We start from the raw sequence: 21640 nt of genomic DNA, 5'->3' as shown, positions 1-21640 counted from the left end.
CAAACGCAGACAGACACTATATCAGATTACCTCGAATGCAAGCTCTCCAACGCCCTCGATGGTGCACGCAATGCGATCACCGCGCTCGACCGGTCCAACGCCCGCGGGCGTGCCGGTGAGGATGACGTCGCCGGCGGCAAGGCGCACATAACGGGAAAGCTCGGCGATGATTTCTGCGGTCTTCCAGATCATCTGCGAGAGATCGCCGTTCTGGACCACCGTGCCGTTGCGCACAAGGCTGATCGCGCCGCGCGCGGGGTGGCCGATTTCGGCGGCGGGCGCGATTGCGGAGACGGGCGCGGAACCCTCGAAGGCTTTGGCCATTTCCCACGGCCTCGATTTCGCCTTGGCTTCGTCCTGAATGTCGCGCCGGGTGAAATCCACAGCCACGCCATAACCGTATACACACTCCAGGGCCTCACCGACGCTGATATCGGCGCCGCCATTTTTCAGGGCAACGAAACACTCAACCTCGTGGTGGACGTTCCGCGACTGGACGGGATAGGGAAAGGGTTTGCCGTGGGCGACGAGATTGTCGGGGTTCTTCTGGAAGAAGAACGGCGCTTCGCGGCTGGGATCATGGCCCATTTCCACCGCGTGTGCGGCGTAGTTGCGACCCACGCAATAGACCCGGCGAACGGGAAATGTGCTTGCACTGCCTCTGACGGGCAGGGTCACGGCGGGCGGAGAGGGTATGACGAATGATGACATCGGTGTTTGTCCTGAAAGCGGGAACCATGACAGGTGCATTTTGACAACAGCCTGGCTCCAACGTCGGGCCGGATGAAGCAAAACCGGCCGCAAAGTAGGAACTTAAGTTGCGCTGGTCCAGCGTTAACCCTACCAACTTTGCGGCGGAGCGATATGTATCGGACATTCCTTGCTCCGACGGCGCCCTTCAGCGAGATGCGGGCCTTGTTGTTGAAACTCGATGGCTGTGTTTTAGCGGCTTCGAAGATTAAAGAAAGACCTGGCGGTTCAGGACGCGATGCTTGAGAATCTGGAAATCGTCATTGCCATGCTTGAAAAGGTCGGCATGGCGGCCCTCATCGTGCTCGCCTATAGGTTGATCCGGCGCGCACGCTTTTCAATCGTCCGTTCATCGCTGGCGATCGGTCTTCTGTTCGGATTCGGTGCGGTGGTCGCTATGGCCAATCCGCTCGAGGTCGTGCCGGGCGTCATCCTTGATATCCGGACGGCCATGGTTGCGCTTGCGGCGCTCTTCGGCGGTCCGCTCGCCGCTTTGATCGCATCCGCCCTGACCATCGCGATGCGTGTTAATATTGGCGGTGCGGGCGCGCTTGCCGGCTGTGTCGCCATTGCGCTTGCCGCGGTGATCGGTCTTGTCTATGCGCGGCTTAGCGGCGGGCGACGCGACCCCATCGGCCTTGCCATTCTGGGGCTTTTGCTGTCGTTGTCACTGGTTGCGGGCGTTTTCGCGCCCGTGCCGCTGGTATCGTCGACAACGCCGGCGCTCATTATCCGCAATCTGCTCGGAACCATGATCCTCGGCTATCTGCTTGCCATGGAGGATCGTCGCGAGGCCGAGTATCGCGCCTACAAGCGCGAGGCGGAACGCGATCCGCTGACCGGCCTCAAGAACAGACGGGCGCTTGAGGCGTTCGACCGGCAGGTCGCCGCCGAAGCGGAGCGTCATCCCTTCGCCGTCCTGATGATAGATATCGATGGCTTCAAATCCCTGAACGACATTCACGGCCATGCCTTTGGCGACAGGGTTCTGCGCCGGCTTGCCGAGGTTGTCCGCGGACGCATGCGCGGCTTCGATCTGGTGGTGCGCTATGGCGGGGAGGAATTCTGCGTGGTGGTCAAGGAAGCCACGCTGCACAATGCCCAGCGCATCGCCGAGGATATCAGGCTTCAGATCATGGAAGAGCGCTTCCAGGCGGTGACGGAGGAGGTCACCGTGACGGTCAGCATCGGGGTCGCCGAAGCGAACGCTTCGGCCCTCTCCGTGTTCCAGGTCATAGAACATGCCGACAAGGCGCTCTATGATGCCAAGAACAGCGGCCGCAACCGCGTGTGCACCTATCAACCCGAAACCGACCGAAGGCAGAAGACCCGTTCCGCCTGAGGCTCACCCGGGAATACGAAAAAAGCCCCGTCGCCGGGGCTTTCCGATTTTCTAATTTGCTACGCCTTGCGGCCGGCTCAGGCCGCGCCGCTGCCCCAGGGGCCGTGATGGATATCGAGGCCGTCGAGACGGTCGAAGCCATGGGCGCCGAAGAAATCGCGCTGGGCCTGGATCAGGTTGGCGGTGCCGCGCGACTGGCGATAGGCATCGAAATAGGTGAGCGCCGAGGCAAGGCCCGGAACAGGCAGGCCGGCGGCGGTTGCCGCCGACACGATCCGGCGCAGCGACGGCATGCACTCATTGACCATCTCGGAGAAGGCCGGCGTCACGATCAGGTTGGCGACATCCGGGGTATCGGAGAATGCCTTGGTGATCTCGTCCAGGAACTGCGAGCGGATGATGCAGCCGGCGCGCCAGATGCGGGCGATTTCCGGCATCGGCAGGTTCCAGCCATATTCCTCGGAGGCAGACGCCATCACATCGAAGCCCTGGGCGTAAGCCGCGATCTTGGCGGCGAACAGCGCCAGTTCAAGATCGCGGTTGAGCCAGGGGCCGGCTTCGATGCCGAAGGAAAGCTCTTCCTTGTTGAACATCGGCTCGGCAGCGGCGCGCTCGCCGCGCATGGCGGAGATGCAGCGGGCGGCAACGGCCGCCTCGATCACGGTGGCGGGCACGGCAAGCTGCTGGGCCTCGATCGCGGACCAGCGGCCGGTGCCCTTCTGGCCGGCGGCATCGACGATCACGTCAGGCATGGCCTTGCCGGTTTCCGGATCGGCGGCGCGCAGCACCTTCTCGGTAATCTCGATCAGGAAGGAGTTCAGGCGGCCCTTGTTCCACTCGCCGAAGACGTTGGCGATGTCGTTGGCATCCATGCCGCAGCCGTCGCGCAGGATGCCGTAGATTTCGGCGATCATCTGCATGTCGGCATATTCGATGCCGTTATGGATGGTCTTGACGAAATGACCGGCGCCATCAGGTCCGAGCCAGGCGCAGCAAGGGTCGTTGTCGAATTTGGCGGAGATCGAGGTCAGCACTTTCTCGACGCGCTTGTAGCTGTCCTCGGTGCCGCCGACCATGATCGAGGGACCATGACGCGCGCCTTCCTCGCCACCCGACACGCCCATGCCGATAAAGGTCAGGCCGGTGCCGTCAAGCTCCTTGAAGCGGCGGCGGGTGTCGTGGAAATTGGCGTTGCCGGCATCGATGATGATGTCGCCATTGCCGAGATAGGGACGCAGCTTTTCCATTTCCTCGTCAACAGGATCGCCGGCCTTGATCATGATGATGATCGGACGCGGCGGGCGGATGGCCGCGACGAAATCAGAAAGCGTCTCGGTCGGGACGATGTTCTTCTGCAGTTCGCCGGCGCCGGCGTAGAATGCGCGCGTCTTGTCGGCCGTGCGGTTGTAGACCGCGATCCTGTTGCCCTTCTCGGCAATGTTGAGGGCGAGGTTGGAGCCCATCACTCCGAGCCCGATCAGTCCGATTTCTGCTTTTTCCAAGACATCACCTCTTGTCTTTGGCGCATCATGTGGATTGCCGTGGGCAATGATGCGCAATTTCGAAAACCCGGATTGCCTTCAACTGCGCCGGGGAGTGCGCGACGAGCCGGGGTTGGCCTTTTGTGGCACCGCCACGGACAAACGGCAAGACGTGGCGGCGCAAAACCGGCGCTTTTCGCCGGGCGGCCGAAAAGTTTTGCCGTTCTGTCACAAATCGCGGAGGCCTGAAATTCCCAGCTATCGTCTAGTGGCGGTTAGCCCGGAAAAATCGAACAGCGAGGGATCCAGAAGATGCGAGGGATTGACGCTTGAAAGCGCCCGCAGCATCACATCCTTGCGGCCGGGCATGCGCGCTTCCATGTCCGCCAGCATCTGCTTCATGGCATTGCGCTCCAGTCCGTCTTGCGAGCCGCAGAGATCGCAGGGGATGATCGGAAACCGCATCGCCTCGGCAAACCGGGCGAGATCGTCCTCGGCGGCGTAGGCGAGGGGGCGCAGCACCATCAGATCGCCTTCATCGTTCAGCAGTTTCGCCGGCATGGTGGCGAGCTTGCCGCCATGGAACAGGTTCATGAAGAAGGTTTCGAGAATATCCTCGCGATGGTGGCCGAGCACCAGCGCATCGCAGCCCTCCTCGCGCGCGATCCGGTAGAGATTGCCGCGTCTCAGCCGCGAACAGAGCGCGCAGTAGGTGGAGCCGGGAGCCAGTTTCTCGGTGACGATCGAATAGGTGTCGCGATATTCGATCCGGTGCGGAACGCCGACCTTCGTGAGGTAATCCGGCAGCACGTGCTTGGGAAAATTCGGCTGACCCTGATCAAGATTGCAGGCGATGATGTCGATCGGCAGCAGGCCGCGCCATTTCAGCTCCAGCAGCACGGCAAGCAGACCATAGCTGTCCTTGCCGCCCGACAGCGCCACCAGCCAGCGCTTCTGCCCCTTCAGCATGTCGAAATCGGCGATCGCCTGGCGCACCTGCCTGAGCAGCCGCTTGCGCAGTTTGCCGAAACCGACGGAGGAGGGCGCATCGGCGAACAATGCCTGGAAGGCATCGGGCAGGGTATCGTCAGCCAGTTCGTTCATCATCGCTCCGGGCGCTTGGTTTGCTAGAGCCTGTTTGCTTTTCGTTGAATCGCGAACCGGCTCTAACCTTTTGTTTTCCGCTCGTCCGGACGGAAAACCGGTATCCACTTTTCCTGGACGCGCTCAAAGGGAATGCCCGTTTACACCGAAAGGTTCAACCCGCAAAAACCGACCAGCCGGTGCGCGCCGCCAGCATTTCGAGCGCGACCGAACCGAGCGCCGGGTTGCCGGTCGCATCCAGCCCCGGCGACCAGACCGCGATCGAGGCCTTGCCGGGCGCGACCGCCAGAATGCCGCCTCCGACGCCGGATTTGCCGGGAAGGCCGACGCGGAAGGCGAAATCGCCGGAACCGTCATAATGGCCGCAGGTCAGCATCATCGCGTTGATGCGGCGCGCCCTGCGCGGCGAGACCACGGAAAAGCCCGTCAGCGGATTGGTGCCGTGATTGGCCAGATAAAGCCCGGCATGGGCAAGCTGGACGCAGTTCATCATCAGCGCGCATTGATGGAAGTAGACGCCGAGCACGTGGTCGACCGGGTGGTGGATATTCCTGAAGCCGCGCATGAAATTGGCGAGCGCGAAATTGCGGAAGCCCGTGCGCTGTTCCGATTGCGCGACCTTCTCGTCGATCGAAAGCGTCTCGTCATTGGCGATGAAATGCATGAAGCGCAGGAATTCGCCGATCGCCTCGCGCGGCGCATGGCCGGCCAGCACGATATCGGTCACCACGATCGCGCCGGCATTGACGAAGGGATTGCGCGGAATGCCGTGCTCGTGCTCGAGCTGGACGATCGAATTGAAGGCGGAGCCGGAGGGCTCGCGCCCGACCCGTTTCCAGATCGCCTCGCCGATCTTGCCGAGCGCCAGCGTGAGCATGAACACCTTGGAAATGCTCTGGATCGAAAACTGTGTCTCGGCATCGCCCGCAAGGTAGGTCTTGCCGTCAACGGTTGTGATGGCGATGCCGAACTGATTGGGGTCGACCTTCGCGAGTTCGGGAATGTAATCCGCCACCTTGCCCTCGCCGAGGCGCGGCTGGAGCTCGCGCACGATATCGTCAGCAATGGTCTGCAGGTTCATGCCGGTCATCTCCCCCTGAAGGGCACTAGAACCGCCGCGCCAATGCCAGAAGCTCGGCATCCGATAACGGCGCGATTTCGCTTTCATGGGTGGAGACCGGCGAGAAGCCGAACTGCTGGTAGAGCTGGAGCGCGCGCGGGTGATCGAGGTTGTTGGTCTCGGTGATCACTTTCTCGGGCTGGTCGGCCCAGATCGCCTTCAGCGCCTGAAGCAGGAACCACTTGCCGACGCCAAAGCCGAGCGCGCGTTCGAACAGGCCGAAATGCACAAGACGCGTGACGCTGTCATCCTCGCGGTGGTATTCGTAAAAGCCGGCCGGCGCGCCTTCCAGATAGAACACGGTCACCGTGGTGCGGTCGTTGTGGATGGTGGCGGCAAGGTCCTCGTCGCTCATGCGCACCCGGTCGACCCACTCCCAGCGCGAGCCGACCTGGCGATAGAGAAAACGGTAATAGGCAAGCGGAATTTCCGGCACCCGCATCAGCGCGATATGAAGATTCGCCGGCGCCAGCAAATGGGCCTTTGGCGCAGCGGTCATTTCAAGCCGGGTGACGTGGACCGGGATCGGTGCTGTCGTCTTTTTCGTCATCGCGCTCAGGCCTTTCCGGTCGCGACGGGCGTATCATCGCGGCTGCCCCATTCCGACCACGAGCCGTCATAAAGCGTATTGTCGGTGTGGTCGAGCGTTTCGAGCGCAAGCGTGATGATCGCGGCGGTGACGCCGGAGCCGCAGGTGGTGACCACCGGTTTCCCAAGGTCAATCCCGGCCTCATCGAACAGGGCGCGAAGCTCTTCGGGCGATTTGAACCGGCCATTTTCGGCAAAGGACGAGGATGGTAGGCTTTTAGCGCCCGGCATGTGGCCGGCGCGCATGCCCGCGCGGGGTTCCGGCTCCGCCGCCTCGAACCGGGCGGCGCTGCGCGCATCGGCGATCTGGCTTCTGCCGGAGGCGACGATGTCGCGCATGTCTTCAAAAGAGGTGACGCGGTGCGGTTTGGAGTCGAGCACGAATTTCGCGGGTTGAGGCGCGGGGGCGCCGGTCTCCTGGGCGCGGCCTTCGCCGCGCCAGCCGTCAAGGCCGCCATCGAGCACGTAGACGTCGCTCGCGCCCATCATCCTGAGCATCCACCACAGGCGCGGGGCTGCCAGGTAGCCCGGGCCGTCATAGACCACGATCGTGTGATCGCTGCCGACGCCGAGCGCTTCCATTTCGGCGGCAAACATCTCCGGCGCAGGCAGGGTGTGCGGCAGGCCGGAGGATGTGTCGGCAACCGCGTCGTGATCGAAAAACACCGCGCCCGGCAGATGGCCGGCCAGGTATTCGGCCTTCGGGTCGCGGTTATGGGCCGGCAGATACCATGAGGCATCGATGACCGAAAAGCCGGGCTTGCCCAGCCTTTCCTCGACCCATTCCGGCGAAACGACAAAATTCATCTGACGACACTCCTCATGCGATGCTCTAGCTTTTTGTTTTGACGCATCGGGTTATCGAAAAACCGGATTCCACTTTTTCGCCCGATGCTCTAGGCGTCAAACCGTATTCGAAAACGGCGGTTCTCGCGGCCCTTCTTTTCGATCTTGCCGATGTGGATGCCGCCGACCTCGTCGGTGGAAAGCACATGGGTGCCGCCGCAGGGCTGGCTGTCCACGCTGGCATTCTCGCCGATCGCGATCAGCGAGATCCGGCCCATGCCCATCGGCGGGCGGACATTCTTCGATTTGACAATGCCGGGATTGGCGGCCAGCTCTTCATCGGTGATCCACTGCACATAGACCGGATGGTCTTCGGCAACCAGCTTCATCATCGCAGCCGTGACTGCTTGCCTGTCGATCGTTTCCGACATGTCGAAATCGACGCGGGATTCGTCTTCGCCGACGGATGCGCCGGTGATCGGATAGGGACAGACGACGGAAAGCAGGTGGCAGGCGGTGTGCATGCGCATCAGCTTCAGCCGCCGCGGCCAGTCGATTTCAAGGTGGAGCCTGTCGCCGAGGGCGGGCGGCGTCTCGCCTTCGGCCGGCACATGGAGGATGATGTCTTTGGTCTCGCCATGGCGGGTAACGGCAAGCGCGATCGCCGAGCCGTCAGCGCGCCGGGCGATGCCGGTATCCCCCGGCTGGCCGCCGGAGGTGGCGTAAAAACAGGTGCGGTCGGTCTCGAACGTGCCGTTCTCATGCACTGAAGTGACCACCGCATCGCAACTCGTCAGGGTGAAATCGTTGCGGTAGAGGGCATCAACAGGCATGGGTTACTTTCTATTCAAACGGAGCGGCAATCTCCGTTTTTCGGGTCAGCCATTGCGGCAGCGGCAGCCCTTTATCCTTCAGGAATTCGGGGCTGAAAAGCTTCGACTGATACCGGTTGCCATAGTCGCACAATATGGTGACGATGGTGTGGCCGGGGCCGAGCTCGCGCGCCAGACGCATGGCGCCCGCTATATTGATGCCCGATGAGCCGCCGAGGCACAAGCCCTCATCCGTTACCAGATCGAATATCAGCGGCAGCGCCTCGCTGTCGGAAATGCGGTAGGCGAAATCGGGGGTGAAGCCTTCCAGATTGGCGGTGATCCGGCCCTGGCCGATGCCCTCGGTGATCGAGCCGCCTTCGCTCTTCAACTCGCCATGGGCATAGAATTCGTAAAGCGCGGCCCCTTCCGGATCGGCAAGGCCGATCTTGATGTCCTTGTTCTTCGCTTTCAGGCCGATCGCCGTGCCCGCAAGCGTGCCGCCGGAGCCGACCGCGCAGATGAAGCCGTCGACCTTGCCGTCGGTGTCGCGCCAGATTTCCTCGGCCGTGGTCTCGATATGGGCGTTGCGGTTGGCGACATTGTCGAACTGGTTGGCCCAGATCGCGCCGTTCGGGTTTTCCCTGGCGAGCTTCTCGGCAAGCCGGCCCGAAAGTTTTACGTAATTGTTCGGGTCGCGATAGGGTTTTGCGGGAACCTCGACCAGTTCCGCGCCGAGGAGGCGCAGCGCGTCCTTCTTCTCCTGCGCCTGGGTCTCGGGAATCACGATCACGGTCTTGTAGCCGAGCGCGTTGGCGACCATGGTCAGCCCGATGCCGGTATTGCCGGCAGTGCCTTCCACGATCGTGCCGCCGGGCTTCAGCAGGCCGCGCCTCTCCGCATCGCGGATGATGTAGAGTGCTGCGCGGTCCTTGACCGACTGGCCGGGATTGAGGAATTCGGCCTTGCCGAGAATGGTGCAGCCCGTCGCCTCCGAGGCGGCGCGGAGCTTCACCAGCGGCGTATTGCCGATCAGGTCGATAACGGAGGAATGCGTGGTCATGGTCTCGCTTTCGATTTTTCCGTACTTGTGCCGCCGGGGTCGGGCTTTGCCAAGGATTTAGTTTTCGCCGCTTTCGGCTTTGGAGCAAAGCCATTTCATTCCTTGATCGCCTCGAAGGCGGAAAGTGCGCGTTTGCGCGCGGCCTTGTGGTCGACGAGCGGCTTCGGGTAGGTCTTGCCAAGCGTCACGCCGGCTTGGCTGAGCACGTCGTCGGGCGCATCGAACGGGGCGTGGATGTGTTTCTTCGGCATATCCTTCAGTTCCGGCACATAGGCGCGAACATAATCGCCGGCCGGATCGAACTTTTCGCCCTGGAGGACCGGGTTGAATATCCGGAAGAACGGGGCCGCGTCCGCGCCCGAGCCCGCGACCCACTGCCAGTTCGCCGCGTTGGAGGCGGGATCGGCATCGACCAGCGTGTCGCGAAACCATTTCTCTCCGCGCCGCCAGTCGATCATCAAGTCCTTGATCAGGAAGGAGGCCGCGATCATGCGCACGCGGTTATGCATGGTGCCCTCGCGCCAGAGCTGGCGCATGCCGGCATCGACGATCGGATAGCCGGTCTCGCCCCGGGTCCAGGCCGCAAACGCGTCCTCGTCATCCTTCCAGGCAAAATCGTCGAAGCGCCCGTTCCAGTTCTTCTCTGCAAGGTCCGGCGCATGGAACAGCAGGTGATGGCAGAAATCGCGCCAGACGAGTTCCTGCAGGAATTTCTTCCTGTTTTCCGCAGAGATCGATTTTTCGGCATCGATGCGGTGCCAGACCGTCGCCGGTGAGATTTCGCCGAGCGCCAGATGCGGGGAGAGCATGGAGGTCGCCTGCCGGTCCGGCCGGTCGCGCTTCTCGGCGTAATCCTGCACGACATCTTCGACAAAATGTTCGAGCCGCTCCACCGCGCCATCCTCGCCCGGCTGCCAGATGTCGGAAAAGCCCGCCGCCCAGTCGGGCCTGGCCTCGTAGAGCTTCCAGTCCTGCAGCTTCTCGGATTTGACCGTCTTCGATACGCCTTCAAGACGTTTCGGGGCATCGACCGCGTCGGGCACATGCTGATCAGCGGAAAACGCCTTCCAGAACGGGGTGTAGACCTTGTAGGGACCGCCGGATTTGGTCTTGAAGTTTGAAGGCTCATGCAGGATCTGGCCTGAAAAGCTCCTGACCGTGATCCCGTCCTCGCCGAGCGCTGCCTTCACCGCCTTGTCGGCGCGGATGCCTTCGGTGCTGTAGCGCCGGTTCCAGAACACGGCCTCGGCCTCGGATTCTTCGATCAACGCGCGCAACACGTTCAGCGGGTCGCCGCTCCGCAACACCAGCGGCGCGCCCAGCGCATCATAGCGGGATGTCAGCTTTTCCAGCGAGCGCTCCAGCCACCACGCCTGCGCCGCGCCAAGCGGCCCGTTGCCGTTATCCTCGCGGATATAGACCGGCACCACGGCCCGGCCATCTTCCAGGGCGGCGGCGAGCGCGCGGTTGTCGGAAAGGCGCAGATCGTTGCGGATCCAGTAAATTGCCGGTTTCGCCATTGTCCCTCGTCATCCGTTTGTTCCGCGCTTGATGTAGGGCGCTGACAGCGGATGGCAAAGGTCGCAAGGCGATGCGGCGTGGCAAACGGGTTCAGTCGATGAATTCGACCGTCACGCCGGGCGAGACCATGCCGGCCAGCTCCTTGGCGTCCCAGTTGGTCAGCCGCACGCAGCCATGGCTTGAGGTCTTGCCGATCTTGTCAGGATCGGGCGTGCCGTGGATGCCGTAGCTCGGCTTCGAGAGCGCGATCCAGACATTGCCGACGGGGCCGTTCGGGCCGGGATTGATCGTCAGCACCTGGTTGTTGTCGCCCTGCTTGAAGTTCTTGTGCGGATTATAGGTGTAGTTCGGATCGATCGCGATCCGCTGGACCGAGACGGTGCCGGAGGGCGAGGGCGTGTCCGCCGAGCCGATCGTGGCCGGATAGGCCGCGATCAGCGTGCCCTCGGCATCATAGGCGCGCAACTGCTTCAGGGCCTTGTCCGCGAGGATTCGCTCGACCTTGGCTTTTTTCGGCTTGCCGATGCTGATGACCTTGACCGTGGTGCCGGGCCGGGAGAAATCGGCATCCGGATTCATCCTTTTCAGGAAACCCTCGTCCATATGGAATTTCTCGGCCAGCATTTCGGAGACCGATGTATAGGACATCTCCGGCAGTTCGGCCTTTTCGGCGTAGTCGGACGGGATCGCGGCGACATAGGGGCCTGCGGCATCCGTCGCGGTGATGGTGTAGGTGGTAAACGGCAGCCCGCCCTCCAGCGACAGCGCCTGCATGATCTTTTCGCTGTCGGCAACGGGATTGAGCCGCTCGCCGGTGGCCTCGGCATAGGCGTCCAGCGCCTTCCTGACATTGTCGCCCATCAGGCCGTCGATCACGCCCGGGGAAAAGCCCTTGCGGTCGAGAAACACCTGGGTCGCGACGACATTCATATCCGGCTTTGCCGATGTTCTGGCAACCGGGGCACTAGGCTCCGGGCGGTCGGGCGTCACGGTTTGCGGCGCTGAAGGAAAATCATTGGACGGCGGCGGAGGGTAGGCGTTCTGATTGCCGAAATCGCGGCTCCAGCGGGCGTGACCATTCGTGCCGAACGGTCGTTCGCCCCAGTTGCCGCCGCCTTGCCACGTCCGGTCGAAGCCTGACGCGGTATCGTAACCGGCATTGGCGGGACGATATTCGTCAGCATAAAACTCGGTCGCCACGAGGTTTCCATACGCGTCGAGCAGGATCTGGCGGCCATCGGCATCGCGGCTCAAGACCACGCTGCCGGCTTCCGGCACATAGTCGAGCATTGCGCCATCGGGCGCGATCAGCAGGATCTGCCGGCCATCCCTGTAGAGCGGTTCATGCGCATGGGCCGGGCTGACCGCGGGCACCGCCGCCAGCGCCAGATAGAAGGGAATGGTGTACAATGTCGCTTTTCGCATGTCTTCGACCGTGTGACCGTTATAATCGGCGAAACCCTTGCCGGATTCGCATTGGGCAGGATTCGCATAGGATGGATTCAAGGCCCTGGAGAATGAACGTCGGCTGAACCGGCAGGTTTCATTATCGTGCAAACGTGGTTAAATTTGGTTTTATGACGGACGCCTCATGATCGATTTCAGCATCCCGGACGGCCCTTCCTTTCAACTTGATCCGACATCGGTTCTCGATATCGGCGGCTGCGTCGTGGCGGGCGTCGACATCGCCCCGAAACGGGCCATTCCGGATGATGGCGACCCGCGCATCGACCATTCGCTGGAAGGCTTTTTGTTCACCTGCGGCCCAGAGCATATCCGCCATCCGGAGCCGGTGGAGGGTGAGGAAGGGCGGTTCTATCCGCTGCACGGCTCCGCCTCCGCCAATGCGGCTGTGGTCAAGTCTCTGGAGACGGGACCGGCCGGCGCCGAATGCATTGCCGCGATCCCGGTGAAGACCGCCAATGGCGGCGAGATGCTGATCGAGCGCCGCTGGACGCTGGAGGCTGCAACCGGCGAATTGACGCTCGCCGACACGGTCATCAACCGGTCCGACCGGGCGCTGCCGATCATGGTGATGTATCATATCAATTTCGGCGCGAAGCATTTCGACGATGGCGTGCGGCTCGAAAGCGCCTCGCTGCCCGAGGGCGCGCTGCCCTGGCGGTTCGGCGAGGGCGATCACGGCATCTTCTGCGTGCCGGCGGCACGCGGCGAAGATGGCTGGTCGACGACCCGGCTCGGCCCGATCGCGGCCCTTGGCGGGCGCTCCTTCACGCTTTCCGTCGATACGGCGACGCTGCCTTACCTGCAGGTCTGGCGCAATCAGGAGGCGCCGGCGCATATTCTCGGCATCGAGCCGGTCTCCCATCGCTGGACCTCGCGGCGCAAGCTTGCCGAAGCCGGCGAGCTGGAACCGGTGGCGCCGGGCGGCTCGAAGCGGTTTTCGCTAAAAATTCGTTTCGAATAGCCAGACCGTCCGCCGACTTGCAAATCGTCAAAATCTTCTTAGTTTCTGCGTAGCAAACGCAACAGGGATACCGTCATGAATATCCGCCCGATCGATGAGTTTTATGCCGTCAGCCCGCAGATCACGCCGGACGAGATCGCCGAGATCAAGGCGGCGGGGTTCAAGTCCATCGTCTGCAACCGGCCGGACGGCGAGGAGCCGGGTCAGCCGACCTTTGCCGAGATCAAGCAGGCGGCCGAGGGTGCCGGCCTCTATTTCGCTCACGTGCCCGTCGGCGGCATGGGCCTGACACCCGAGGCCGTGACCGGCATGGTCGATGCGCTGGATGACATGGAAAAGCCGGTGCTGGCCTATTGCCGCTCGGGCGCGCGCTCGACCCGGATCTACGAGGAAGCCAAGCGCCTGCGCGGCTGAGTTCTCCTAATCAAGGCGGTCCCGGTGGGCCGCCTTCTGTTTCTGCATGCAAAAGAAAGTGAATGCGATGACGGTAAGACGTATCAAGCCCGGCCCCCTCATGTCCGGCGCGGTTGTCCATGGCAACACGGTCTATCTCTCCGGCCAGACCGGTGAGGGCGCGGACGTGACAACGCAGGCGAAGGAATGCCTCGCCAAGGTCGACGCGCTTCTGGCCGAGGCCGGGACCGACAAGTCGAAGATCCTGCAGACGCTGGTCTATCTGAAGGACATGGGCAATTTCGCCGAGATGAACGCGGTCTGGAAAGACTGGGTCGATCCGGCGAACACGCCGGCGCGCGCAACCAGCCAGGCCGAACTTGCCGCGCCGCATATTCTCGTCGAGTTCACCGTGATCGCCGCGCTGGACTGATCGCTGCGCCGTTTGCCGCCGGAATGGCCTGGGGCGCATCCAGGCCATTCCGGCGGCATGTATTAAAACTGTTCAGCCGGCAGTTCTTTTGCGACGGTTTCAACTTTTGGGGTGGGGGACAACATGAAAATCAAGGCAGCATTGATCGGAATATCGATGATGGCGACTGCGGCGACGTCGGCGATGGCCCGCGAAACCGCGGCGATCCTGGCCGTCAGCTGGCAGCCGGCCTTCTGCGAAGGCCATCAGGATAAGCCCGAATGCAAGAGCCAGACGGAAAGCCGCTATGATGCCGGCCATTTCTCGCTGCATGGGCTCTGGCCGCTCGGCGAGAACTATTGCGGCGTTGCGGGGGACGTTCGCGCGACTGATGAAAACGGAAACTGGAACGCCTTGCCTGCGCTCACGCTGAGCGATGGCCTGCGTAAATCGCTGGCGAAGGTGATGCCGGGGACGCAATCCAATCTCCAGCGCCACGAATGGGTGAAGCACGGCACCTGCACCAGGTTCACGCCGGAAAACTATTTCCAGACGTCTGTGGACCTACTTGAGCAATTGAACGGTTCGGAGGTCGCCAGGCTGTTTCAGTCGAATATCGGCAGGGAGCTCTCGGCCGACGAGATTGCCAAGGCGTTTGACAGCGCATTCGGGCGCAACGCCAGGAATCGCATCAAGATCAGCTGTGTTGCCGATGGAGATCGCCAGTTGATCGATGAGATCACGATCGGCCTTTCGGACAAATATGCACCGGGCACGTCTCTGGAAGACCTGATACAGGGTGCCGGCAGGACGGCGATCGGATGCGACAGCGGGATCGTTGACCCCGCCGGCCTGCAATAATTCCTCAGAGCGTGCGGCTCTGGGCGCGGGCATCGTCTTCCTTGCCAGAACTGCGCAGATGACGCTGCTTCGGTCGGATGGCGTTGCGCACCCGCTTGATGCCCTCGACGGAGAGCGCGATATTGCCGGCGACCGCGATTTCCTCGCGCATGTAGACTTCGCCGGTCAGCCGCGCCTCTTCGCCCTTGACGGTGACATGGACTTCCGTGGCATCGAGCAGGCCGGAGGAAGCCAGTTCGCTGGCGATTGCATCCTCCCGGCGGGCGTCGGGATTCCATTCCTCGGTGTCTTCAACCGGATCGCCGTAGAAAGCCGCTTTTTTCAGTACCATTGTCGCTTCCTTCCCAAATGCCATTGTTTCAGTTCTGCAGGTCTAAACGTCTGACGCGGGCGATTGTTCATTTCATGACGTGTTTGTGACAGCGAGAGCAATTCCGGAAGGCGCATTGTTTCCGAAGCCGCTTTCGCATACATAGCGGCCCAAGCATCCAATTGACGGGAAGCAGGAAAGATATGGCACGACAGTTCATCTACCACATGGCCGGGCTCAAGAAGGCCTACGGCGCCAAGAAGATTCTCGAAGACATCCATCTGTCGTTCTACCCGGACGCCAAGATCGGCATTCTCGGCCCGAACGGCGCCGGTAAGTCGACGGTACTGAAGATCATGGCCGGTCTCGACAAGGAGTGGACCGGCGAGGCCTGGCTCGCCGAGGGCGCAACCCTTGGCTATCTGCCGCAGGAACCGCAGCTCGATCCGACAAAGACCGTGTTCGAAAACGTGATGGAAGGCGTCGCCCACAAGAAGGCGATCGTCGACCGCTACAACGAACTGATGATGAATTATTCCGACGAGACGGCGGACGAGGGCGCGCGCCTTCAGGACGAGATCGACGCGCAGAACCTCTGGGACCTCGAAAATCAGGTCGAGATGGCGATGGACGCGCTGCGCTGCCCGCCGGGCGACGCCAATGTCGAAAACCTCTCCGGCGGCGAAAAGCGCCGCGTCGCGCTCTGCCAGCTTCTGCTGCGCCAGCCCGATCTGCTGCTTCTCGACGAGCCGACCAACCATCTCGACGCCGAGACCATCGCCTGGCTTGAAAAGCACCTGCGCGAATATCCGGGCGCGATCCTGATGGTCACTCACGACCGCTACTTCCTCGACAATGTCACCGGTTGGATCCTCGAGCTCGACCGCGGCCGCGGCATTCCCTACGAAGGCAATTATTCGGCCTATCTGCAGGCCAAGGCCAAGCGCCTGGCGCAGGAGGCCCGCGAAGAGGGCAGCCGCCAGAAGGCGCTGTCGCGCGAGCAGGAGTGGATCGCTTCCAGCCCGAAAGCCCGCCAGGCCAAGTCGAAGGCCCGTATCCGCGCCTATGACGAACTGGTGGCATCCGCTGAAAACCGTCGTCCCGGCGATGCGCAGATCATCATTCCGGTCGGCGAGCGTCTCGGCAATGTCGTGATCGAGGCCGAGAACCTGTCGAAAGCCTATGACGGAAGGGTGCTGTTCGAGGACCTGTCGTTCAAGCTGCCGCCCGGCGGCATTGTCGGCGTCATCGGCCCGAACGGCGCGGGTAAATCGACGCTGTTCAAGCTGATCACCGGTCAGGAAAAGCCGGATTCCGGCGACATCCGCGTCGGCGAGACCGTGGACCTCGGCTATGTCGACCAGAGCCGTGATTCGCTCGATGGCGACAAGAATGTCTGGGAAGAGATTTCCGGCGGCAACGACATCATCAAGCTCGGCAAGTTCGAGATGAACTCGCGGGCCTATTGCGGCGCCTTCAACTTCAAGGGCGGCGACCAGCAGCAGAAGGTCGGCAATCTCTCCGGCGGCCAGCGCAACCGCGTTCACCTCGCCAAGATGCTGAAGTCCGGCTCCAACGTTCTTCTGCTCGACGAACCGACCAACGACCTCGACACCGAGACGCTCGGCGCGCTTGAAGACGCGCTGGAAAACTTCGCCGGTTGCGCCGTGGTCATCAGCCATGACCGCATGTTCCTCGACCGCCTCGCCACCCACATCCTCGCCTTCGAGGGCGACAGCCACGTGGAATGGTTCGAGGGCAACTTCGAAGACTACGAGGAAGACAAGATCAGAAGGCTCGGGCCTGAGAGCGTCAAACCCAGCCGGGTTTCGTATAAGCGGCTGACTCGGTAGTCGATCCAGTGGCTATGCGGCGGTTGAAAGCCATTGCCGCATAGCCCCCAAGTCTTCTCGCCCCGGAGGGGAGAGATGTCGCGACAGCGACAGTGAGGGGGGAGAATATCACCACGAACGCCCTCACGATTTGAAATGCCGCGCCACCCTCACTGCCCCTTTCGGGGCATCTCTCCCGCCATCGGGAGAGAGTATTGGGAGCAAGCTGCATCACCTCAGGCAACACGCTTGCTTTTGCGAGCCCGAGGTCTTCGCAGGCCCATTCCATCACAAATCCAGCCGCTTCCTCTGCCGTCCTGCCAGATCCTGCACGAACTGCCACGCCACGCGGCCGGAGCGGCCGCCGCGGGTGGTGGCCCAGGTGAGAGCTTCGGCGTGGAGGGTTTCGGTCGTGCCTTCGAGGCCGAAATGGGCGGCGTAGCCGTCGATCATCGCCAGATAATCGTCCTGCGAGCATTTGTGGAAGCCGAGCCAGAGGCCGAAGCGATCCGAGAGCGAAACCTTTTCCTCGACCGCCTCGGACGGGTTGATCGCGGTGGAGCGCTCGTTTTCGATCATGTCGCGCGGCATCAGGTGGCGGCGGTTGGAGGTGGCGTAGAGCAGCACGTTTTCCGGCCGTCCCTCGACGCCGCCATCGAGCGCCGCCTTCAGCGATTTATAGGCGGCGTCATCGTGATCGAAGGAGAGGTCGTCCGAAAACAGCAGGAATCGGTGGGAGGATGCCTTGATGATCTCCAGCAGGTCGCCGAGCGTGCCGATATCCTCGCGGTAGAGTTCCACTAGTTTCAGCGGCGGCTTGTGTTCGGCGATGATCGCGGCGTGAACCGCCTTCACCAGCGAGGACTTGCCCATCCCGCGCGCGCCCCAGAGCAGCGCGTTGTTGGCCGGAAAGCCCTCGGCGAAGCGCAGCGTGTTTTCAAATAGGATGTCGCGGACATGATCGACGCCGCGGATCAGCGACAGATCGACGCGGCTGGGGCTCGCGACCGGCGCGAGGTAGCGCTTCTCCGGCTTCCAGACAAAGCAATCGGCGGCGTCGAGATCGTTCTGGCGCGGCTGTGGGCCTGACAGGCGCTCCAGCGCATTGGCGATCCGCGTTACCTCCGCAAGGAGCTTGTCTGTCGTCTCGGTGTTCACGTTGTTCTCCAATGCTATCGTCTTTGTCGTCCAGATTTCCGGTTTCGGAAGCGGATGCAAGGTCGATTCCCGGGTAAAAAGGCCACTAAAGCGCAAAAAGCATCGGTGTTTCATAGGCTATTGTTGCATTGAACGGGGCTCCGACTATATACCGGCGACACGTTTGCGGGGGTGGGCCCCGTCTTGACGCCGGGCGTGGCCCTGGTTCTGGTTTGAGGAGTTTTGGACAAGATGTATAGCACGGCTTACGCCCAGGCAGCGGGCGCCGCAGGTCCGTTCGGATCCGGCATGGAAATGATCTTCCTGTTCGTGCCGCTGATGGCGATCTGGTATTTCCTGCTGATCCGGCCGCAGCGCCGCCAGGCCAAGAAGCGCCAGGAAACGCTCTCCGCCATTCGCCGCGGCGATCAGGTCGTTACCGGCGGCGGCATTGTCGGCAAGGTGGTCAAGGTCATCGACGACAACGAGCTTGAAGTCGAGATCGCCGACGGCGTCCGCATCCGCATCATGCGCGCCTATGTCTCCGACGTCCGCGTCAAGGGCGAGCCGGTGAAGACTGAAGACGCCAAGTCCTGATTTCATTACGGCCGAACCGTGAAAAAGCCCGGTTCGGCCGTAATTCTATTGCATGCCTTCGGCCCGAGCGCCGAAACAGAGGCGGGGCCTTCCAGGCTGCCGCCTGCTTCGTGAAACCGACGAACCGAGACCTTCATGCTGTATTTTTCCCGTTGGAAGACCTTCTTCATCTGGCTAGTCGTTGCGGTGGGCATCGTCATCGCTTTGCCGAATATATTCAGCGACCAGCAATTGTCGAAGCTCCCGGGATGGATGCCCGACAGCAAGATCACGCTTGGCCTCGACCTTCAGGGCGGCTCCTACATCATGCTGCAGGTCGATCGGGATGACATCGTCACCGACCGGCTGAACACGCTGGTGGACGATGTGCGCGCCGACCTGCGCGAGGCGCAGGTGCGCTATACTGGCCTTTCCGGTTCCGGCGACAGCGCCCAGGTGCGGATCACCGATCCGGCGCAGTATGTGGAAGCCGAAGCCGCGCTCGAGCCGCTTGCCGAATATGTCAATGCCGGCACGCTGAACGGCGGCACCTTCCAGGAAGTCACGATGGATGATGACGGCAACGGCCTCATCCGCCTGACGCTCACGGAACAGGGCATCGATTACCGCATGCGCTCCGCCGTCGAACAGTCGATCGAGGTGATCCGTCGCCGCGTCGATGAGCTCGGCACCACCGAGCCGCTGATCCAGCGCCAGGGCGACGACCGCATTATCGTGCAGGTGCCGGGCCTTGACGATCCGCAGCGCCTGAAGGCGCTCTTGAACAAGACCGCGAAACTGACGTTCCACATGGTCGATACCACGACCTCGGCGCAGGACGCGATCGAGGGCCGGCCGCCGGCGGGCACCGAAGTGCTCTACTCGATGGATGATCCGCCGGTGCCCTACGTGATCGAGAAGCGCGCGCTGATCTCGGGCGAGGACCTGGTCGACGCCAAGGCCGCCTTCGACCAGCGCACCAATGAGCCGGTGGTCAATTTCCGCTTTGATTCGCGCGGCGCCCAGCGCTTCGCCCAGGCGACCCAGCAGAATGTCGGCCGCCCCTTCGCGATCGTGCTCGACGACCAGATCGTTTCCGCGCCGGTGATCAACGAGCCGATCCTTGGCGGGTCGGGCCAGATTTCGGGCAATTTCACCGTCCAGGGCGCCAACGACCTTGCCGTGCTGCTGCGCGCCGGCGCGCTGCCGGCGACGCTGACGGTGGTCGAGGAACGTACGGTCGGGCCGAGTCTCGGCGCCGATTCGATCCGGGCCGGTGTGACCGCCTCTGTCATCGGCGCGGCCGCCGTGGTCGTGTTCATGGTCGCCTTCTACGGCATGTTCGGCCTCGTCGCGAACATCGCGCTGTTCTTCAACATCGTGATGCTGCTTGCGCTACTGAGCGTTATCGGGGCGACGCTGACCCTGCCGGGTATCGCCGGCATCGTGCTGACGATCGGCATGGCGGTGGACTCCAACGTGCTGATCTACGAGCGTATCCGCGAGGAGCGTCGCAATGGCCGCAGCATTGTGCAGGCCGTCGACGCCGGCTTCTCGCGCGCCTTCGGCACCATCATCGACGCCAACCTGACGACGCTGATTGCCGCCGTCATCCTGTTCTTCCTCGGTTCGGGGCCGGTGCGCGGCTTCGCGGTGACGCTGGCGATCGGCATCATCACCACGATCTTCAGCGCCTTCTACCTGACGCGCTGGATGATTGCCGAATGGGTGCGCCGCAAGCGCCCGAAGGAACTGCCGAAGGGCATCCGCACCGGCATGTTCGACGGGATCAATTTCTCGTTCATGAATTTCCGCCGGGTCACCTTCATCATCTCGGTGGTGCTGGTCATCGCATCGGTCGTCGGCTTCGGCACCAAGGGTATGAATCTCGGCATCGACTTCACCGGCGGCTCGGTCGTGCAGGTGGAGGCGAAATCCGGCGCGGCGAACCTCTCCGATATCCGCACCACGCTGAACGAGCTGAATATCGGCGCGGTGCAGGCTCAGGGCTTCGGTTCCGACAAGGATGTGCTGATCCGCATTCCGGCCCAGGATGGCGGGGCGAATGCCGAGCAGAGCGCGATTTCGAAGATCCGCTCCGCGCTGGAGAGCGACTACACCTTCTCGCGCGTCGAGGTGGTGGGTCCGGTGGTCTCCGGCGAACTCAGCCGCTCTGCGACCATTGGCGTGCTTGCCTCGCTGATCGCGATCCTGATGTATATCTGGTTCCGCTTCGAGTGGCAGTTCGCCGTCGGCGCGATCATCGCCACCGCCCACGACGTGATCCTGACCATCGGTATCTTCGTGCTGACGGGGGTCGAGTTCAATCTCACCAGTATCGCGGCGGTGCTGACCATCGTCGGCTATTCGCTGAACGATACGGTGGTGGTCTATGACCGCGTACGCGAAAATCTGAGACGCTATCAGAAGATGCCGCTGCCGGAACTGATCGATATCTCGATTAACCACACGCTGTCGCGCACCATCCTGACGGCGGTGACGACGATGCTGGCGCTGGCTGCCCTCTACGTCTTCGGCGGCGAGGTGATCCGCTCCTTCACCTTCGCGATGCTGTTCGGCGTCGCGGTCGGCACCTTCTCCTCGATCTATATCGCGGCCCCCGTGCTGATCGCCTTCAAACTGCGCCCCGACACCTTCAACAAGAAGGACGAGGGCGCGCCCGAAGAGCATGGAACCGTGGAGACGATCTGACGATATGGCGCGCGGCATCGAAATACACGAGGCGCATTTTCCCGGTCGCGCGCCGATCGACACCTACGGCAATGGCGGCTTCCGCTTTGCCGACATGTCGCATCGCGGCTCGCTTTTGTGCCTGCCGTCCGGCATCCACGGCTGGGATGTGACGTCGCCGCAGGAGATGGCGGTCGAGACGTTCGAGCGCGTGCTTGCCGAAGCGGACGGGATCGAGGTTCTGCTGGTCGGTACGGGGCTGGACCTGTCGCTGCTGCCGCGTCCGTTGAAGGACGCGCTTAAGGAACGCGGCATTGTCGCCGATCCGATGAATACGGGAGCAGCGGTCCGCACCTACAATATCCTGCTGGAAGAATCCCGCGCGGTGGCCGCGGCGCTGATCGCGGTATAGTTTCAAGTAGCCTCGATCCTG

Annotated in this window: 21 protein-coding genes; 9 read left to right on the top strand and 12 right to left on the bottom strand. The window is 62.4% G+C overall.

The annotated features are described in order from the left end of the window. Window positions 1-21 precede the first annotated feature (21 nt). The gene (locus K7H91_RS01545; RefSeq protein WP_230718419.1) at window positions 22-711 is read right to left on the bottom strand and encodes a fumarylacetoacetate hydrolase family protein; all 690 of its coding nucleotides are present in this window, start codon (window positions 709-711) and stop codon (window positions 22-24) included. A gap of 277 nt (window positions 712-988) precedes the next feature. Here K7H91_RS01545 and K7H91_RS01540 point away from each other — a divergent pair, with 277 nt between their 5' ends. Further along, window positions 989-2092 (top strand): sensor domain-containing diguanylate cyclase, encoded by a 1104-nt coding sequence (locus tag K7H91_RS01540; protein WP_230718418.1) that lies wholly within the window; start codon window positions 989-991, stop codon window positions 2090-2092. A gap of 77 nt (window positions 2093-2169) precedes the next feature. Here the strand turns inward: K7H91_RS01540 and gndA are convergent, their stop codons facing one another. The 9 genes from gndA to K7H91_RS01495 form a co-directional block, all read right to left on the bottom strand. After that, window positions 2170-3594 (bottom strand): NADP-dependent phosphogluconate dehydrogenase, encoded by a 1425-nt coding sequence (gndA, locus tag K7H91_RS01535; RefSeq protein ID WP_230718417.1) that lies wholly within the window; start codon window positions 3592-3594, stop codon window positions 2170-2172. Between the two features lie 237 nt (window positions 3595-3831). Continuing rightward, a complete protein-coding gene (ttcA, locus tag K7H91_RS01530; RefSeq protein ID WP_419197426.1) occupies window positions 3832-4680 on the bottom strand; it encodes a tRNA 2-thiocytidine(32) synthetase TtcA in 849 nt (282 codons plus the stop codon). 151 nt (window positions 4681-4831) lie between these two features. Further along, entirely contained in the window at window positions 4832-5758 is a 927-nt protein-coding gene (locus tag K7H91_RS01525) for a glutaminase (protein WP_419197425.1), read from the bottom strand. Between the two features lie 25 nt (window positions 5759-5783). After that, entirely contained in the window at window positions 5784-6347 is a 564-nt protein-coding gene (locus tag K7H91_RS01520) for a GNAT family N-acetyltransferase (protein ID WP_230718415.1), read from the bottom strand. 5 nt (window positions 6348-6352) lie between these two features. Then, window positions 6353-7192, bottom strand: coding sequence for a 3-mercaptopyruvate sulfurtransferase (gene sseA / locus K7H91_RS01515; protein ID WP_230718414.1), 840 nt, complete (start codon window positions 7190-7192; stop codon window positions 6353-6355). 89 nt (window positions 7193-7281) lie between these two features. After that, the gene (locus tag K7H91_RS01510; protein WP_230718413.1) at window positions 7282-8004 is read right to left on the bottom strand and encodes an alanyl-tRNA editing protein; all 723 of its coding nucleotides are present in this window, start codon (window positions 8002-8004) and stop codon (window positions 7282-7284) included. Window positions 8005-8014: 10 nt separating this feature from the next. Continuing rightward, window positions 8015-9046 (bottom strand): cysteine synthase A, encoded by a 1032-nt coding sequence (locus K7H91_RS01505; protein ID WP_230718412.1) that lies wholly within the window; start codon window positions 9044-9046, stop codon window positions 8015-8017. 95 nt (window positions 9047-9141) lie between these two features. Then, on the bottom strand, window positions 9142-10566 hold the full coding sequence (locus tag K7H91_RS01500; protein WP_230718411.1) for a cryptochrome/photolyase family protein: 1425 nt from the start codon (window positions 10564-10566) through the stop codon (window positions 9142-9144). Window positions 10567-10657: 91 nt separating this feature from the next. Beyond that, the gene (locus K7H91_RS01495; RefSeq protein ID WP_230718410.1) at window positions 10658-11992 is read right to left on the bottom strand and encodes a L,D-transpeptidase; all 1335 of its coding nucleotides are present in this window, start codon (window positions 11990-11992) and stop codon (window positions 10658-10660) included. Window positions 11993-12158: 166 nt separating this feature from the next. On the opposite strand from K7H91_RS01495, the gene K7H91_RS01490 reads away from it, so the two are divergent. From K7H91_RS01490 to K7H91_RS01475, 4 genes are all read left to right on the top strand, one after another. Beyond that, window positions 12159-12995, top strand: a complete 837-nt coding sequence (locus K7H91_RS01490; protein ID WP_230718409.1) for a DUF4432 family protein — start codon at window positions 12159-12161, stop codon at window positions 12993-12995. A gap of 75 nt (window positions 12996-13070) precedes the next feature. Next, the gene (locus tag K7H91_RS01485; protein WP_230718408.1) at window positions 13071-13409 is read left to right on the top strand and encodes a TIGR01244 family sulfur transferase; all 339 of its coding nucleotides are present in this window, start codon (window positions 13071-13073) and stop codon (window positions 13407-13409) included. A gap of 67 nt (window positions 13410-13476) precedes the next feature. Then, entirely contained in the window at window positions 13477-13821 is a 345-nt protein-coding gene (locus tag K7H91_RS01480; protein ID WP_230718407.1) for a RidA family protein, read from the top strand. A 123-nt stretch (window positions 13822-13944) separates the two neighbouring features. Beyond that, on the top strand, window positions 13945-14661 hold the full coding sequence (locus K7H91_RS01475) for a ribonuclease T2 (protein WP_230718406.1): 717 nt from the start codon (window positions 13945-13947) through the stop codon (window positions 14659-14661). Window positions 14662-14665: 4 nt separating this feature from the next. On the opposite strand, the gene K7H91_RS01470 is transcribed toward K7H91_RS01475, so the two are convergent. Further along, window positions 14666-14992 (bottom strand): BON domain-containing protein, encoded by a 327-nt coding sequence (locus K7H91_RS01470; protein ID WP_230718405.1) that lies wholly within the window; start codon window positions 14990-14992, stop codon window positions 14666-14668. 182 nt (window positions 14993-15174) lie between these two features. Here K7H91_RS01470 and ettA point away from each other — a divergent pair, with 182 nt between their 5' ends. Continuing rightward, window positions 15175-16824 carry an energy-dependent translational throttle protein EttA gene (ettA, locus tag K7H91_RS01465; RefSeq protein ID WP_230718404.1) on the top strand — a complete coding sequence of 550 codons (1650 nt, stop codon included), beginning with the start codon at window positions 15175-15177 and terminating at the stop codon, window positions 16822-16824. Between the two features lie 267 nt (window positions 16825-17091). Here the strand turns inward: ettA and K7H91_RS01460 are convergent, their stop codons facing one another. Then, window positions 17092-17961, bottom strand: coding sequence for an ATP-binding protein (locus K7H91_RS01460; RefSeq protein ID WP_230718403.1), 870 nt, complete (start codon window positions 17959-17961; stop codon window positions 17092-17094). A 231-nt stretch (window positions 17962-18192) separates the two neighbouring features. Here K7H91_RS01460 and yajC point away from each other — a divergent pair, with 231 nt between their 5' ends. The 3 genes from yajC (at window position 18193) to K7H91_RS01445 (ending at window position 21619) form a co-directional block, all read left to right on the top strand. Beyond that, window positions 18193-18537 (top strand): preprotein translocase subunit YajC, encoded by a 345-nt coding sequence (yajC, locus tag K7H91_RS01455; protein ID WP_230718402.1) that lies wholly within the window; start codon window positions 18193-18195, stop codon window positions 18535-18537. Window positions 18538-18672: 135 nt separating this feature from the next. After that, window positions 18673-21228: a protein translocase subunit SecDF gene (secDF, locus tag K7H91_RS01450; RefSeq protein ID WP_230718401.1), complete on the top strand. Its 2556-nt coding sequence runs from the start codon at window positions 18673-18675 to the stop codon at window positions 21226-21228. Window positions 21229-21232: 4 nt separating this feature from the next. Beyond that, window positions 21233-21619 carry an Mth938-like domain-containing protein gene (locus K7H91_RS01445; protein WP_230718400.1) on the top strand — a complete coding sequence of 129 codons (387 nt, stop codon included), beginning with the start codon at window positions 21233-21235 and terminating at the stop codon, window positions 21617-21619. Window positions 21620-21640 lie beyond the last annotated feature (21 nt).

Origin of the sequence: Martelella mediterranea, from assembly GCF_021021415.1 — a bacterium.
Taxonomy (GTDB): Bacteria; Pseudomonadota; Alphaproteobacteria; order Rhizobiales; family Rhizobiaceae; genus Martelella; species Martelella mediterranea_C.
The sequence above is the reverse complement of the archived record's forward strand: the minus strand, read 5'-3'. Positions and strand labels throughout refer to the sequence as shown.

Coding starts and splice junctions, on each gene's coding strand:
- K7H91_RS01505 (WP_230718412.1), bottom strand. CDS start 9,046: ATGACCACGCATTCCTCCGTTATCGACCTGATCGGCAATACGCCGCTG.
- K7H91_RS01490 (WP_230718409.1), top strand. CDS start 12,159: ATGATCGATTTCAGCATCCCGGACGGCCCTTCCTTTCAACTTGATCCG.
- K7H91_RS01445 (WP_230718400.1), top strand. CDS start 21,233: ATGGCGCGCGGCATCGAAATACACGAGGCGCATTTTCCCGGTCGCGCG.
- K7H91_RS01545 (WP_230718419.1), bottom strand. CDS start 711: ATGTCATCATTCGTCATACCCTCTCCGCCCGCCGTGACCCTGCCCGTC.
- K7H91_RS01485 (WP_230718408.1), top strand. CDS start 13,071: ATGAATATCCGCCCGATCGATGAGTTTTATGCCGTCAGCCCGCAGATC.
- secDF (WP_230718401.1), top strand. CDS start 18,673: ATGCTGTATTTTTCCCGTTGGAAGACCTTCTTCATCTGGCTAGTCGTT.
- ttcA (WP_419197426.1), bottom strand. CDS start 4,680: ATGATGAACGAACTGGCTGACGATACCCTGCCCGATGCCTTCCAGGCA.
- K7H91_RS01495 (WP_230718410.1), bottom strand. CDS start 11,992: ATGCGAAAAGCGACATTGTACACCATTCCCTTCTATCTGGCGCTGGCG.
- K7H91_RS01525 (WP_419197425.1), bottom strand. CDS start 5,758: ATGAACCTGCAGACCATTGCTGACGATATCGTGCGCGAGCTCCAGCCG.
- K7H91_RS01475 (WP_230718406.1), top strand. CDS start 13,945: ATGAAAATCAAGGCAGCATTGATCGGAATATCGATGATGGCGACTGCG.
- yajC (WP_230718402.1), top strand. CDS start 18,193: ATGTATAGCACGGCTTACGCCCAGGCAGCGGGCGCCGCAGGTCCGTTC.
- K7H91_RS01500 (WP_230718411.1), bottom strand. CDS start 10,566: ATGGCGAAACCGGCAATTTACTGGATCCGCAACGATCTGCGCCTTTCC.
- ettA (WP_230718404.1), top strand. CDS start 15,175: ATGGCACGACAGTTCATCTACCACATGGCCGGGCTCAAGAAGGCCTAC.
- K7H91_RS01510 (WP_230718413.1), bottom strand. CDS start 8,004: ATGCCTGTTGATGCCCTCTACCGCAACGATTTCACCCTGACGAGTTGC.
- sseA (WP_230718414.1), bottom strand. CDS start 7,192: ATGAATTTTGTCGTTTCGCCGGAATGGGTCGAGGAAAGGCTGGGCAAG.
- K7H91_RS01480 (WP_230718407.1), top strand. CDS start 13,477: ATGACGGTAAGACGTATCAAGCCCGGCCCCCTCATGTCCGGCGCGGTT.
- K7H91_RS01540 (WP_230718418.1), top strand. CDS start 989: ATGCTTGAGAATCTGGAAATCGTCATTGCCATGCTTGAAAAGGTCGGC.
- K7H91_RS01470 (WP_230718405.1), bottom strand. CDS start 14,992: ATGGTACTGAAAAAAGCGGCTTTCTACGGCGATCCGGTTGAAGACACC.
- K7H91_RS01520 (WP_230718415.1), bottom strand. CDS start 6,347: ATGACGAAAAAGACGACAGCACCGATCCCGGTCCACGTCACCCGGCTT.